Source organism: Janibacter sp. CoH_79_TC_3, from assembly GCF_058197955.1.
On the sequence record NZ_JBXWIV010000017.1, the window covers coordinates 11,632 to 26,901 of the forward strand.

General features: G+C 42.4%; 14 protein-coding genes. 7 read left to right on the forward strand and 7 right to left on the reverse strand.

Translation table 11 applies throughout. The features are described from left to right. Positions 1-73: 73 nt before the first annotated feature. Positions 74-1,573: a SulP family inorganic anion transporter gene (locus AC2FA3_RS12120; RefSeq protein WP_490509799.1), complete on the reverse strand. Its 1,500-nt coding sequence runs from the start codon at positions 1,571-1,573 to the stop codon at positions 74-76. Between the two features lie 645 nt (positions 1,574-2,218). Between AC2FA3_RS12120 and murD the strand changes: the two genes are divergently transcribed. Together murD and ftsW are read left to right on the forward strand one after the other, a co-directional pair. After that, positions 2,219-3,637, forward strand: a complete 1,419-nt coding sequence (gene murD, locus AC2FA3_RS12125) for a UDP-N-acetylmuramoyl-L-alanine--D-glutamate ligase (protein ID WP_490509800.1) — start codon at positions 2,219-2,221, stop codon at positions 3,635-3,637. Positions 3,638-4,099: 462 nt separating this feature from the next. After that, positions 4,100-5,296 carry a putative lipid II flippase FtsW gene (gene ftsW / locus AC2FA3_RS12130; RefSeq protein ID WP_490509801.1) on the forward strand — a complete coding sequence of 399 codons (1,197 nt, stop codon included), beginning with the start codon at positions 4,100-4,102 and terminating at the stop codon, positions 5,294-5,296. Between the two features lie 100 nt (positions 5,297-5,396). Here the strand turns inward: ftsW and gluQRS are convergent, their stop codons facing one another. From gluQRS to AC2FA3_RS12160, 6 genes are all read right to left on the reverse strand, one after another. Next, positions 5,397-6,377: a tRNA glutamyl-Q(34) synthetase GluQRS gene (gluQRS, locus tag AC2FA3_RS12135; RefSeq protein ID WP_490509802.1), complete on the reverse strand. Its 981-nt coding sequence runs from the start codon at positions 6,375-6,377 to the stop codon at positions 5,397-5,399. A 206-nt stretch (positions 6,378-6,583) separates the two neighbouring features. Beyond that, a complete protein-coding gene (gene dksA, locus AC2FA3_RS12140; RefSeq protein ID WP_201545900.1) occupies positions 6,584-7,021 on the reverse strand; it encodes an RNA polymerase-binding protein DksA in 438 nt (145 codons plus the stop codon). A gap of 417 nt (positions 7,022-7,438) precedes the next feature. Beyond that, on the reverse strand, positions 7,439-8,278 hold the full coding sequence (locus AC2FA3_RS12145; protein ID WP_490509804.1) for a metallophosphoesterase: 840 nt from the start codon (positions 8,276-8,278) through the stop codon (positions 7,439-7,441). Positions 8,279-8,535: 257 nt separating this feature from the next. After that, positions 8,536-9,381, reverse strand: a complete 846-nt coding sequence (locus AC2FA3_RS12150) for a metal ABC transporter permease (RefSeq protein WP_490509805.1) — start codon at positions 9,379-9,381, stop codon at positions 8,536-8,538. A gap of 69 nt (positions 9,382-9,450) precedes the next feature. After that, a complete protein-coding gene (locus tag AC2FA3_RS12155) occupies positions 9,451-10,248 on the reverse strand; it encodes a metal ABC transporter ATP-binding protein (RefSeq protein WP_490509806.1) in 798 nt (265 codons plus the stop codon). A gap of 93 nt (positions 10,249-10,341) precedes the next feature. Beyond that, positions 10,342-10,890 carry a Fur family transcriptional regulator gene (locus AC2FA3_RS12160; RefSeq protein WP_490509807.1) on the reverse strand — a complete coding sequence of 183 codons (549 nt, stop codon included), beginning with the start codon at positions 10,888-10,890 and terminating at the stop codon, positions 10,342-10,344. A gap of 262 nt (positions 10,891-11,152) precedes the next feature. Between AC2FA3_RS12160 and AC2FA3_RS12165 the strand changes: the two genes are divergently transcribed. From AC2FA3_RS12165 to AC2FA3_RS12185, 5 genes are all read left to right on the forward strand, one after another. Continuing rightward, on the forward strand, positions 11,153-12,037 hold the full coding sequence (locus AC2FA3_RS12165) for a metal ABC transporter solute-binding protein, Zn/Mn family (RefSeq protein WP_490509808.1): 885 nt from the start codon (positions 11,153-11,155) through the stop codon (positions 12,035-12,037). Positions 12,038-12,396: 359 nt separating this feature from the next. After that, positions 12,397-12,795, forward strand: coding sequence for an ATP synthase subunit I (locus AC2FA3_RS12170; RefSeq protein WP_490509809.1), 399 nt, complete (start codon positions 12,397-12,399; stop codon positions 12,793-12,795). Between the two features lie 737 nt (positions 12,796-13,532). Continuing rightward, a complete protein-coding gene (gene atpB, locus AC2FA3_RS12175; protein ID WP_490509811.1) occupies positions 13,533-14,399 on the forward strand; it encodes a F0F1 ATP synthase subunit A in 867 nt (288 codons plus the stop codon). 33 nt (positions 14,400-14,432) lie between these two features. After that, a complete protein-coding gene (atpE, locus tag AC2FA3_RS12180; RefSeq protein WP_010197960.1) occupies positions 14,433-14,681 on the forward strand; it encodes a F0F1 ATP synthase subunit C in 249 nt (82 codons plus the stop codon). A gap of 117 nt (positions 14,682-14,798) precedes the next feature. Then, entirely contained in the window at positions 14,799-15,269 is a 471-nt protein-coding gene (locus tag AC2FA3_RS12185) for a F0F1 ATP synthase subunit B (protein WP_079692821.1), read from the forward strand. Position 15,270 lies beyond the last annotated feature (1 nt).

The following is a 15,270-nucleotide window of genomic DNA, read 5'->3' on the forward strand; positions in this document are numbered from 1 at the left end:
TTATATACCAATATAATTGCTGATGAATAAACTAAGCGCTTATCTCAGCTTGATAACACTAATGCAGTTTTACTTAATCTAAGAGCCCAATATCTCGGCGATCATGAATCGAAAAACGATCGATAAGGGTACGGCTGGCGCTGTTCAGTCCGACCACTTTGACGTCAATACCTTCGCGTTGCAAGCGCATGACCAGTTTGTCCAAAGTATCAACGGCGCTCACATCCCAAAAATGGGCTTGGCTGACGTCGATTTGTACGCTATCCAAAGCTTCTTTGGTATCAAAACTCTGCAAAAACTGCGTCGTTGAAGCAAAGAACACCTGTCCTTGTACATAATAATAGCGGGTATTGCTGCTATCATCATATTCGCTAAAAACAGTTAAAAATTGCCCGATTTTATTGGCAAATGCTAAGGCAGATAACAACACCCCAACGCCGACACCATACGCTAGGTTATGCGTAAAGACGGTGGTCAAAACTGTCGCCAGCATAACGATATTAAAGGACAGCGGATGGGTTTTAAATTCACGAATAGACTGCCAGTTAAAGGTACCGATAGAAACCATAATCATCACTGCTACCAGTGCGGCCATCGGTATCAGGCTGACCCAATCACTTAAGAATACCACCATGATAAGCAGCACCACGCCGGCGATGAGCGTTGATAAACGCGTACGACCGCCAGATTTGACGTTAATCATTGACTGTCCAATCATCGCGCAACCTGCCATACCACCAAAGAATCCTGACACCACGTTAGCAATACCTTGACCACGGCATTCTTTATTTTTATCACTTGGTGTGTCGGTCAATTCATCGACAATGGTCGCGGTCATCATCGATTCTAATAGGCCTACAATGGCAAGCGCGATGGAATAAGGGGCGATAATCAATAAGGTATTCAAATTGAGCGGAATATCAGGCAATAAAAATACTGGTAAAGAATCTGGTAAAGCGCCCATGCTACCGACGTTACGAATATCAAGATTCATATACATGGCGACCGCGGTCAAGCCAACGATACAAATCAGCGGTGACGGAATCACGCGACCGATTTTGGGAATCAGTGGAAACAAGTAGATAATCGCTAACCCAGCAGCGGTCATGATATAAACTGTCATACCGACGCGCTCAGTCATCGGGTTAAGCTCAGGCAACTGGGCGACAAATATCAAAATCGCCAGCGCATTGACAAAACCAATGACCACCGAGCGCGACACAAAGCGCATCAAGTTACCGAGCTTTAGAATGCCCATGATAATTTGGATACCGCCGCATAATAGAGTGGCGGCAAGCAAATATTGCAAACCGTGCTCGGCGACCAAGTCAACCATAACCAGTGCCATTGCACCGGTTGCCGCTGAAATCATACCCGGACGCCCACCGACAAAACTGATCACCACAGCGATACAAAACGATGCATACAAACCGACTTTTGGGTCGACACCAGCGATAATAGAAAAGGCAATCGCTTCTGGAATCAAGGCCAGTGCGACGACCAAACCTGACAACGTATCACCGCGGATATTAGAAAACCACTCTTCACGCAAACTGCCAAAAAAAGATGTCATAAGTAAACTGCATAGGGTTAGAGGCAAAAAAAACAATCATTTCTAACTCAGCAATAATGCTTAGCGATAAAATGATTGTATAGAGACCAACTATTTATTGACCTTTATAACGGTATCGCAAATGCCATCACCCATAATCACTATGATGACAGTCTTTAAAATGATGAATAAGTGTCCGCGATGGCCTATTGCGGTAGAAGAAGATAACAAATCTGTCAGACAAAACGCCATAATCTAGGGCAGTAATTGTCTGTCATACCATTATCAACAGACGAATCGTTGCTGAAGGAAGATGACAATATCCCGATACGTGTGACAACATGCTAAACTAAAATGCTAGATTGCATACTTGGTCAAAATAGCTATTTGCGATAGCAGTTACTATTAAGGCAGCTATTATAGCATTAGCGACTCAATATAAAAACAGGCGCATAATAACACAAAGCCTCAAAAAATCAGTACCGAAATCCGAGTAATGGCTTTATGATGCTGTTCATCTAAAACGTCTTATTCAGACTATATAGCACGTATTCATAGAGCTAAACTTATAGGCAAGTTTTTTATAAAAATTGCTTATAAAAGCTGTTTATTAAAGTCGAGTTGCTTGACACAATTTTGTTTGTCCAATAGATAGAAGGAATAGATATGACCGCCAGCACCGCAAAAGAAGCCTTACTTCATAAAGGCAGTGGTTTACAAGTCGTGGTCGGTTTGGGACAGTCAGGACTGTCGGTGGCGCATTATTTGACCGAGCAAGGCTACCAAGTCGCTGTGACTGATAATCAAGTGAGCCCGTCTTTAGCAGACCAGTTACCTGCTGCTGTTGAGATTCGTCAATTCGGGGCGATAGATGCGGAGTTATTGCAACAAGCGGCTCGAATTATCATCAGTCCAGGCATCTCATTGAAGACATCAGCAGTTGCCGCGGCTAAAGCGGCAAATATTCCAGTTGTCAGCGACATTCAGCTATTTTGTGAAGCATGCCGCGTACCTATTATTGCCATTACTGGCTCTAATGCTAAAAGCACCGTCACCACATTGGTTGGACAAATGGCAGCAGATGCAGGGGTGAATGTTGGCGTGGGCGGCAATATTGGCGTGCCAGCACTGACTTTACTGTCTAATAGCGAGATGGAGTTGGCCGTTATCGAGCTATCGAGTTTCCAATTAGAGACAGTGACCAATTTAGGCGCGCAAGTGGCAACGGTGCTAAATATGTCACCTGACCACTTAGACCGTCATGGCGATATGCTTGGTTATCATCAAGCCAAACATCGCATTTTTCAAGGTGCCAAATCAGTGGTTATCAACCGCGAAGATGCCTTGACGCGCCCGCTGGTGGCAGATAATTTGCCAAGATTGAGCACGGGTATTCATGCCCCTAATAAAGGTCAGTATGGGCTTATTACCGACTCAGAAGGGCAGACGTATCTTGCACGCGGGACAGAACGTTTGCTATCGGCGGATAAACTGCGCATCAAAGGTCGTCATAATTTGCTCAATGCGCAAGCGGCTTTGGCATTGGGTGAGCTTGCCGGTTTACCACTTGATAGTATGCTTAACACCTTGCAGGCATTTACAGGGCTTGAGCATCGCTGCGAATATGTCGCTACAGTCGATGGGATTGATTATTTTAATGATTCTAAAGGTACGAACATTGGCTCAACCATGGCCGCTGTCGAAGGTTTGGGGGCAGTATATGCACCTAAAGATGGCAAGCTATTATTAATCTTAGGTGGGCAGGGTAAAGGTCAGCAATTTGGTGAATTGACGCCATTTATCAATCAGTACGTCAGCCAAGTGCTGTTTATTGGCGAAGACAGCCAACAGATTGAGCAGCATCTACGCGCAGCAGGCATCCGTGATGATGATGTTTCATTACATCAATGCCAGACGTTAGAAGGCGCTTTTTCGATGATTAAGCAAGTCACAGAAAGCAGCCTATCGCAAGTACAAGCGGTGCTTTTATCGCCCGCTTGCGCTAGCTTCGACCAGTTTAGTGGTTTTGCTGCCCGTGGCGAGCATTTTAGCCAACTGGTTAAGCGATTAGACAAAGTTTCTTGACGCAGTGTTTCTTGACGCACTGTTTCACAAGGCAGTGTTTTTTAAATAATGCTTCACAAGATAGTGTGTCATCAGATAGTTGGTCGTGAGATAACTGGTTATAAAAGAGCTTGTCGCTAGATAGTATGACTATCAGCTTTTATACTGTTTCGTGTAGCGTGGTAAAAATGGCAGGCGTTTTTTGATAAATGATTGTTTTGCTTATAAATTGCTGCTACTGTCAAATATAAGCAGTGGGGCATACGACAAATCAAGTAACGGATAAAGTGAAGAACTAAGCAGCAACCCGAAATATGTTGCCATATCGGTCCTTAAAATTGACGTTATAAACCGCTAATAAGTCGTGGTTTGTTACCTGCTAGCGGTTTGCTATTATCTTGCTAGATAAAATCTATTTCATATTTTTTAAACGGTGGCGTTTTATAGACGCCGTGTTTTTCGTTTTCTAGTGTATATAAAATTATGGCGCTCTCTTCTCTTTTTCGTTCGACCCCTCAATCGCCACGAGCCACGGGCTCAGATGGCGTTCTGTCCATGCCATCAGCGCGCGCAACTTTATTATCGAGTGTCGGCTGTATGCTGGTGCTTAGCTTATTGATGGTGGCTTCCGCTTCTATTCCTTTTGCGCTTAGTCGCGGCATGAGCGAATTGCATTTCTTTTATAATCAGCTTTTGTATATGGCTATCGGTCTGTTTATCGCCGGTATATCTTACAAAGCAGTATCTCTAAAAAGACTTTATAGAACTGAAACCCAGTTTATGCTGTTAGCAATTACTGGGCTTTTGTTATTTGCTACTTTGTTTAGTACGCCTATTAACGGCTCGAAGCGTTGGCTAACGCTCGGTGGCTTTAACTTTCAGGTCGCAGAGCTTGCTAAATTGGTGATGATTATATTTGTCTCAGACTTTGTGGTACGGCGCTCATTTGAGGTGCGTAATGGCTGGGATGGCTTTTTACGCATTGCGATAGTAGTCGGGTTAATTACCGTTCTATTATTAGCACAGCCAGATTTCGGTTCGTTTGTGGTTATAATCGGCACTGTCTTTGCGATATTTTATATTGCCGGAGCGCCCTATAAGCAGTTTATTGCGCTCGGCGCCGTCGCCGTTGGCGGAGCCGTATTAATGGTGGCGACCGTCCAGTATCGACTTGTACGGGTGATGTCGTTTTTGGACCCTTTTGATGATGTGCAAGATACCGATTATCAGCTAGCACGCAGCTTAATTGCTTTTGGTCGTGGGCAGTTTACCGGTGTTGGTTATGGTGAAAGCGTACAGAAACTGTCGCATTTACCAGAGGCACATACGGATTTCCTATTAGCAATTACGGGTGAAGAGTTGGGCTTCGTTGGGGTCACGATGATCTTGATACTTGAGGCGCTCATTATCGGTAGTGCGATGCGCATCAGTTATAACGCGCTTAAACGTCGCCAGATGCGGATGAGTTATACCGCTTTCGGTATCGCGGTGGTATTTATTGCGCAGACGATTATTAATGCGGCGATGAATATGGGGGCGATTCCGACCAAAGGTTTGACCATGCCATTTTTTAGTTATGGCGGCTCATCGATGTTGATTAGCTTGGTAATGGTGGCGGTGCTACTAAAGATTTATAAAGAAAGCCCTGAGATTGAAAAGAGCCAGTGTCGTTATTACTAAGCCATTTAATGATTAGATTTTTTAAGTCATTCCAATTATTAACTATAAAAAAGCGTCGCTAGTAGCGGCGCTTTTTCCATTGATGGTTAGACCTGTTTTATTAGATGCTAGGCATATTTAAAGACTGCATGTTTTGTAGCGGTGAGTTATCCCATTGTGCTATCGCTTGTTTAAGCATATTTGTCGGGGTATCACTATCGACGACAGGCTGCTGCAATAGCTTTAAAGCATGCGCGATTAGCTTGCTTGGATTGCGGGTATCAATGGGCTGAGCAAGATTTTGTTTAGAGAGTTTTTGACCGTCAGGACTGCATATTAACGGCAAATGATACCAATGATCGATAGCCGGTAAGCGTGCGGCATGCATGATGCTGATTTGTGCGGTGGTCATGGGTAAAATATCTAAACCGCGCATAATATGTGTGACGCCTTGCAAGCCATCATCGAGACTGGCAGCCAAAATATAATTAATCATGCCATCTTGGCGACGCACCACCATATCTCCTAGGGTTTGCTGCGGATTATCCCATTGCACGCCTTGAATACCATCTTTAAAGCCCATGCGATAGTTTGGCAGCTGTATACGTAGCTTATTTTGCTCTTTATTAAAACCTGCATTTAGACAACAGCGCGGATAGCGTTGTCTGTTCAAAAGTTTTTGGTTAGCCTGCTGCGGGTCAGTACTTTCTCCTATTGCCTTTCGCTCCCAGTAACGCTCAAGACTTTTACGTGAGCATTGACAGCCATAAGTGAGCGGATACAGATTAGAAGATAAGTAGTCATTATAAATATCAATGCGCTCAGATTGGTAGATAACATCGCCATCCCAGTGCAGCCCAAGTACCTCTAAATCTATCAAAATCTGCTCAGTAAACTGTCCATCACAGCGTTCAGTATCAGTATCTTCGATACGCAATAGCCACTTACCACCAATGGATTTGATATGACAAAAGCTGGCGAGCGCCGTCGTTAATGAGCCAAGATGCAGCTCACCAGTGGGTGATGGGGCAAAACGGCCAATAGGTTGGGAAAGAGAAAGGTTCATAGGCGTATTTGCCATAGAAGTAGAAGATGTTTTCAAAATAGACACTTATCGAAAAGAGAAATAGATAGAATAAGGAAATTGATGAAAAAAAGATATTTAGCAAATATGCCTATTTTGTTGGTAACGTGTCAATAAGTAAGGGCTATTCGTTGAATAACAACGCTATAAAACGCAACGAGCGACCAATAAATGGTCGCTCGTTTTTATATTTCAATTATGAATGACTTTTAAACTTGCTGGATTTAAGCACCTTGGTTTTGACGCTCTTTAATCTCAGACAAAGTTTTGCAGTCAATGCACTGCGTTGCGGTTGGACGCGCTTCAAGGCGACGTAAACCAATCTCTACGCCACAAGTTTCACAAAATCCGTAATCATCGTTTTCAATTTCGGCGATAGATTTGTCGATTTTGCGAATCAGCTTACGTTCACGGTCACGCGTACGCAAGGTCAGGGCAAACTCTTCTTCTTGAGTGGCGCGATCATTAATATCTGGCATGGCGCTGGACTCATCTTGGATATAAGTCTTAGTACGATCCGCTTCGCCAATCAGTTGGTGCTTCCAATCTAATAACATGGCCTTAAAATGTGCCAATTGCTCATCAGACATATACTCTTCGTCTTTGGCAGGCTCATAAGGGGTGAACTTTACATCGCTCGGATTCGTGGTCAGGGTGCTCATATGGGTATCCTACTTTTTCAAATTAATTCAATAAAACGACATATCAAAAGACAAGACGTTATAAATTTATCAAACGCTATAAATTGTCCCTTTATAAAACGTTTTACCACTTAGTAACACAAGTAACACAGCTGATCTAATAATACGGTTATCTCAATAGGCCGCAAGCGACCTATCAATTATCAATGGTCAGGTATATGGTTATGAATTTCTTTATTTAAATACTTACTGTTAAATAAATAGACAAATCACTGACTGTGAAAACTTAGCTTGTGGTCAATTTAGCCATCCTAGCTATTATAATTTCGTCTAAATAAAACTTAGACCGTTCTAATTTATTCTTACATTGGCTAACAGTATAAGATACAGCCTCTGGCGATATTATTCTAGCCAAATTTTTGCCAATAAAACTGGTCGTCAAGTATCTAGTCTTTTAACCCAGCTTGCAACCTCTCCATTGTTGGCTAATTGCAACCAGCGATATCCAGGTAGGGCATTTTTATCATAAGCAAAATCGTCTACAAAAGGCTCGAACTGATAGCAGGTAGACGGCGTGCTATAAACGGTCACCCCTTGACGGTAACGGACTTGCTCTTGATGAGTATGGCCGCTAATAATCACTTTTAGGTGCTCAAATGCGGCCATTCGTTGCCAAAAGGTATTCGCATTTTCTACCATATGTTGATCAATCCACTCAGAATCAACCGGTATTAGATGATGGTGTAAGGCGATGAGCGCAGGCTTAGCGCAAGTCTGCAACTGTTGATATAGCCAATCAATGTCGGTTATCGTCAATTCTCCTTCTACTTTACCGGTAATAGAAGAGTCTAATAACAGTAGCTGCCAATGCTCGGTTTCAATGATATGTCGGCTCAGCAGGCGCTCATCCGCAGCTCTAGCAATCAGTTCACGCTGGAAAAATGGCAACTCGCTGTCATCTTCATCAGTGACATCATGATTGCCGGCGATACAGGCGAAAGGAATACCAGTTGCTTGCAGTACTGCAAAAATATGATCGTAAATCTCTGCTTGTACTTTATTTACTAAGTCGCCTGTGACAAGGATTAAATCACAGCGCCGATCTTCACTTAACGCTTGCTTGATAATCGCCTCAAAACTGAATTGGCAAACCGCTACTTCGCTACTGGTTTGGTCAGCCACCGCAGGCACGTGGGATGATAAATGCAAATCGGTAATTTGCAGAATATTTACCTGTCCGTCTGGCGTGCTGACTGCACTAGCAGGATAGCTAAGCATTGGATTCAGTCCCTTATGAAGTCAAAATAATTCGTGGTTATATATCAATAATTTATCAGTTATTTAAGCGTTGGTTTGATTATAAAAGTCGCTAACTATACTGTTGATAATATTAGAGAAAGTTTATAACATTATAACGAGTAAAGCTCTAGCAATATTGATGAAATAAAGTTCGATTAAGGCGAAGACAGTGGCTGTTTTACGAGGGTGATAATAATGGCTACGACTGCCATAAGCGCTGCCAGATATTTGGATGTTTAGTGGCGTGGGCACCAGAATTTTGCCATTAGGGATTTTGTGCCTGATTTTTTACTTATTAGCTTAGATATAATTAACGCCATAAAGAATAAAATAGCGAGTACTAAAACGATAGCAAGTCCAGTCTGAATATCAAACCAAATACTGCCCCAAACCCCAAGCGTGACGCCAAGCTGGGCGATTATCAAGGCGATAATGACCATTTGTTTTGGCGATGCAGACCATAAGCGCGCTGTCAGTGCGGGTAGTACCAATAAACCACTGATTAATAAGCTACCAACTGCCTGTAAGGCAATGGCACAAAACCCCGCCAATACGCCCATAAAAAACAGCCGTTGACGGGTGGGATTGATACCTTGAATCCGTGCTAAGGCCTCATGAGTAGCCAGTTTGATTTGTGCCGGCCATATATAAATAAGTAACCCTAAGCCCACCAAAACACTGGTTGCAATTAAGGGTAAATCTGCCCAATCAAGCTCGAGCAAATTGCCAAATAAAAAACCTAAGACATTGGCTTGCTGATCGGTCAGCTGGGTTAACGTCAATAAACCCAAGCACAATAGCGACACTGCAACCACGGCCAACACCGCATCGACGGGCAAACGCTCATCATCAATTAACACCAGTCCTAGCACTACCATTACACTGACAAGGGCAATGCCAATGCCCATGGGTAATTGCCACAATACTGCTAACGCCACCCCTAGTAAGGTACCATGCGCCAATGCATCGGCAAAAAATGCCATGCGCCGCCATAATACCAAGCAACCTAGCGGTGCAGAAAGTAAGGCTAAAATACTGCCAGCGATCCAAGCAGGGGCAATGATGGCTAACCAAGCGGTCATAATAGATATCCGTAACGTTTTTAGAAAAAATACAAGGCGATTTTTTGCTTGAAGAAGCTTGGTTGTTGATTATATCTCGATTGGGGCATGATGCTCGCAAGCGTGTGGCTGATGGACGTACGGCTGCTCGTAATGGTGTCCAAAGAGCTTTTGAAATTCCGAACTAATAGCAAGCTCGCTTGGTTGCCCCTCACAGCAAATATGCTTATTAAGACAAATGACCCGCCTGCTACCTTTCATGACCCAATGCAAATCATGCGAAACGACCAACATGGCGCAGCGTAAAAACTCCGGTAGCTCATCAATAAACTGATAGAGCCAAACCTCGGTATCAGGGTCAAGCCCTTGCATCGGCTCATCTAAAATCAATAAATTGGGCTTATCTAATAAAGCGCGCGCCAGTAATACCCGCTGGGTTTCACCACCTGATAAATGTAGCATTTGCCGCGATAGCAGATGGGTTAAGGACAATTTTTCAAATATAAATTGACGCTGCTCAGGCGTTAAGTGCTTTTTGTCTGCTTGAGCCAACAAATCACAAACACGTAACGGTAAAATGGGCGCTACCGCAAAGCGCTGTGGCACATAACCGAGCTGCAATTTTTGATGCGGCGTTATCTGTCCATTCGTTGCTTCTATTAAGCCCAAAATTAGCTTAACCAAAGTTGATTTACCTGCACCATTAGGACCGATAAGGCTGACTGTTTCATTAACAGCGATATCAATATTGATATGCGAGAGGATGCGTTGCTGCCCGATATGGTAGCTGATATCGCTTAAGCTCAGCAGTTTGGCGGCATTAGGCATCGTCTTATTACTTATATTAATAGCAGAAGAGGATTGGATCGGTGAAATCGCTAGGCTCATAGGGCAGTACTGATATATTAGTAGTAATTAAGAAATAACAGAATAATGGTTAAGCATAAGAGCGTAAACATAAAATATTGGAAAGCAACTATTTTACTGGCAGGCTTGGCAACGACCACTGAGCTCAATGACACTGCGTTCTACCACAAAACCGACGTCTTGTTGCGCAAAGCTCATCATTTCTTGTACCGGTAAACTGCTGCATTCTTGTACACGCTGGCACTGCGCACATATCAGAAATGCTGCCGTATGCTGGGCGCGCGGATGACAGCAGGGCACATAAGCATTGATAGAGGTTAGCTGATGAATCAAACCTTCACTCAATAGAAACTCCAAGCTGCGATAGACAGTCGGCGGTGCGACGTTTTTTGGCGTCTGACTAGTTGTTTGATTGCTCAATGCGACGTTTTCTACTTCAGGCTCATTAAGACGCATTTGCTGCAACTGCGTAATCAAATCATAAGCACCCACAGGCTTATTGGCTTGTAAAACCAGCTGATAAATTTGTTGTCGCAATGGCGTAAAGCGCGCACCGCTTGCACGGCATTGCTCTTTTGCCGCCATAAGGCGCTCATTCACATCGGACGGTGTAAAATCTTGCACATCATGTACATGAGCGCAAAGAGATGAATGATTAGACATGCAGCAAGCTCCTAAAGATAACTCAATACTAAAACAACCAGCACTTTTATATTTATCACCTTCATATATGTAAGGTACTTTTATCTAACTCACTTTTATATGAGGCATTTTGTGATGGTTTTTAATATTGTTATAGTATAACATACTATAACTAAGAAATAGATAAGTCGTTTTCACTTATTAATAGATATATCGTTTCCTAAACAGAAAAACGCTTATACGCACTATTGCCATTCATCATTGAATTTCGAAAGCAGCCATTATGATTTCATTCTCTAAAACTTTTATACATTCACCTCTGACCTTACAGCGATTATTCATAACTGGCGTGCTTATATTGGGCTCGTTAATGATGAGCGCGCAAGCGGCTACGGTCAGTGTGAGTAATTATCCACTGTTTTTATTGAGCCAAGCGGTGACAGAAGGCGCGCCTTCTGCCAAGCAATTATTACAGGCAGGGGAGGTAGGGCATCATGGTAGTATCAGCCCCGGCGATATTAAAGTGATTCAGGACAGTACGTTTGTGGTTTGGTTTGGTGAGCCACTAGAGAATAACTTAGCCGCTACGCTTAATAGCGCGCCCAATGCCATTGCTTTATTTAAGTTTGATGCGTTTAAACGTCATCCGCTACGTGATATCAAAGGTAAAGCCATTGCTGGCACGCTTGACCCGCATATTTGGCTCGATCCTGAAAATGCCAAAGCCATTACCCGTGTGCTTGCTGTTATTCACAGTCATGCCAATCCACAATATAAAAAACTCTATCATACCAATGCGCAAAAATTTGCCCAGCGCATGAATAGGGCAGTGGCGGCAGCCAATAAAAACCACGCTCAAAAACCTTTGCCGTACTGGGCGTACCACGACGCTTATCAGTATATGGAAGACAGCGCCAAGCTTCAGCTGATTGGCAGCTTAAGTACGGACCATCATTTGGCACCAAAAGCGAGTCAACTACGTTGGCTTAATGAGCAGCGCCCAGCCAAGCAGATGTGCTTGGTCAGTCCAAGTGAGCCTGCAAAAGGTTTATTGGCAAAATTACAACCCGTTAAAAGTACGGTGCAAGTGGAAGATATGAGCAACAGTAAAGACTTTGTCAGCGGTTGGCAGTCAATGGCACAGCAAATTCGCCAATGTATCGCATAAACTTTTCAACAAATAACTTGTAGCTATTTACATAATGAATTTTGAAAAAGCTGTTAAAAAAACGCTATTAAAGAAAGTATGCAGCGAAATTGCTTAAGGATTATCGGTAAATTGTTAGGTAAAACACGATTTTATGAAGTATTAGCAACACTTTATTCACTCTGTAGAAGAGTTTTCGCCGCAAAACAAGTAAATGCTTGATAAAAGGCATATTCTACTTGCTTAAAAGCGGCTAGCTCCTTATAATAAGGGCGTTTTATTTTGGTTAAAAGATAATGCCTATATGGTGACCCGCTCGCGGATAACAGTGTCGCAAGTATGCTACATTATCCCCACGTTATAGGGCTATAGGAATATCAATGACCAAGCCTGCCAAACGCACGCAGAAAGATAAAATTGGCATCTATCTTAAACGCCAAGCATGGATATTGTTTATCCTTATTATTATTGCTTGGGTCATAGATGTTATTTGGCTGCATAGTGAGCTTACTGTCGCAAAAAGTACCGCTATCGGTGCGCTACTAAGTTTTGCTACTCAAGCTGTATTTGCATTTTTTATCTTTTGGTATAGCGGATATCGCGCGCGCTTACATATTGTTAGCCAGCTTTATCGGGGTCAGATGGCCAAATGGCTATTGACTGTATTTGGTTTCGCACTAATTTTTATTACCGTACAACCCCTATCAGCGCCTGCGCTATTTATCGGTTTTATGGTAATGCAAATTAGTCATAGTTGGATGTTGTGGCATATACGCTAGTATTTATAGACGATTATCATTTTAATCATCAGCATTATAAATAACGTTAGTTTGTCATCCTGCGGTCCAGCTTCTCTACGATTATTGCTATAAATCATTGATACATCATAAAACGACTAAAAATCGTTTTTATAATAAAAACTATGAATACAGCGTTTATATCAGCGTAAAGCGTCAAATAATTGTGATTACTAACCCCTTATCTAAACAGAGTTATTAAATATAAACAGATTATCTATATAGTATTATAGACGCAAAGCTATGTAAGCTAACGTTAACAGCGTTTAACGTATTTATACACTAAATAAAAAAGTCATAATTGACTTTACACGAATACCACGCTGCATTAATATAGGCAGCTAAATATCTTGCTGACAAGCGCTGTATTAAGCGTTTATCGTGATAAAACGATATAAGCAAACACCTATATGATATTTTTGCGTACACATGCAAGGGCTATTACTGAATCATCATAAGCCCTTTTTTGATAGCTAAAATTTATCCCCGCTATCGTATTGAGTAGCATTGGTAACACATTTTGGTTATTCAGTTTGGTTAATGAGTAATAACAGCTTAATTAGATAGTTATGGGTTGGATGTTATTGGTTACATGAGCGTGTTAGCGTGATTCATTTGCCTGCTTTGTTACAAGGCAGATAGACATACTAAAACCTCATCAGATGACAACCATATTTTTGGTAGTTGATTAAATCGTTGATTAATAAGAAGCTGACATTATGGCAGGCGAGCAAACAACAACAGACTATATCTCTCACCACTTAACGAACTGGACGTACGGCTATCTGCCGGGCGAAGGTTGGAAAGTTGCCTATACTGCTGAAGAAGCTAGTGCAATGGGCTTTAAAGCAATCCACCTTGATTCTATGCTTTGGTCAATTGGTCTAGGCATTATTTTCTGCGCCATCTTTTGGATGGTCGCTAGAAAAGTCACTTCAGGCGTGCCGGGTAAACTCCAAGCCGCGGTTGAGATGATCGTTGAGTTCGTGGATAACAACGTTCGTGATTCGTATAGTGGTACCTCAAAGCTGATTGCGCCTTTGGCGTTGACTATCTTTGTTTGGATATTCTTAATGAACTTGATGGATTTACTACCCGTCGACTTTATCCCTATGCTTGCTGGCCAAATCGGCGCAATGATGGGACATGATCCACATCATGTGTTTTTTAAGATAGTTCCAACCACGGATCCTAATATCACGCTTGGCATGTCTTTTTCTGTCTTTATATTGATTCTGTTTTATAGTATCAAAGAAAAAGGTCTAGGCGGCTTTGTTGGCGAGCTGACACTGCATCCGTTTAGTGCCAAAAATCCTATCGTACAAATTATTTTAATACCCATCAACTTTATCTTAGAGTTTGTTACTTTGATAGCCAAGCCTATCTCTTTAGGTTTACGACTATTCGGTAACATGTATGCTGGTGAGTTGATTTTCATACTGATTGCCCTAATGCCGTTTTGGATTCAATGGGCTTTATCAGTACCGTGGGCTATTTTCCACATCTTAATTATTACACTTCAAGCGTTCGTATTTATGATGCTGACGATAGTTTATATGTCACTTGCATCATCAACTGAACATTAATTAGACATTCAATAGGTAAATGAGGATACATCCATGGATCCAGTATTAGGTGGTTACACAGTTATCGCAGTAGCACTACTTATCGGTTTAGGTGCACTAGGTACAGGTATTGGTTTTGCTATTCTAGGTGGTAAATTCCTAGAAGGTGTTGCACGTCAGCCAGAACTTGGTTCACAGTTGCAAACTCGTATGTTCATCGTAGCAGGTCTTCTTGATGCTATTCCGATGATCGGTGTTGGTATTGCTATGCTATTGTTGTTCGCTAACCCTCTAGCAGGTTAATCAGAAAGCTCAGTTGTAAATGTTTGGTAGTCAAAGTTTGTATGTTAACCATAGCCAAAGTTTGGCTATCAAATATGATCAATGAAACTGATTTTTCATTAACAAAGAGGTGATCACGTGAATATCAATTCTACCCTCATCGGTCAAGCCATTGCTTTTGCAATCTTTGTGATGTTCTGCATGAAATTCGTGTGGCCACCACTTATCGGCGCAATTAATGATCGTCAGCGTAAAATTGCTGAAGGCTTAAACGCTGCTGAAAAAGCAAAAGCAGATTTGGCCACCGCGGAGCAAGATGTACAGCAGGAGCTTAATCTGGCTAAGACCAAAGCTGCTGCTCTAATTGAGCAAGCGAACAAAAGCGCCAATCAACTTGTTGAAGATGCTAAAACGCAAGCCCAAGCGGAAGGCGAGCGCATTCGTCAACAAGCACAAGCGGCAATCGACCAAGAAATCAATCAAGCGCGTGAGTCATTACGTGCCCAAGTCGCCGAACTGGCTGTCCTTGGTGCTGAAAAGATTTTGCAAGACACAGTCGATGTGCAAAAACATGCCAGTATGTTAAATCAGCTGGCGGCGAAGCTGTAAT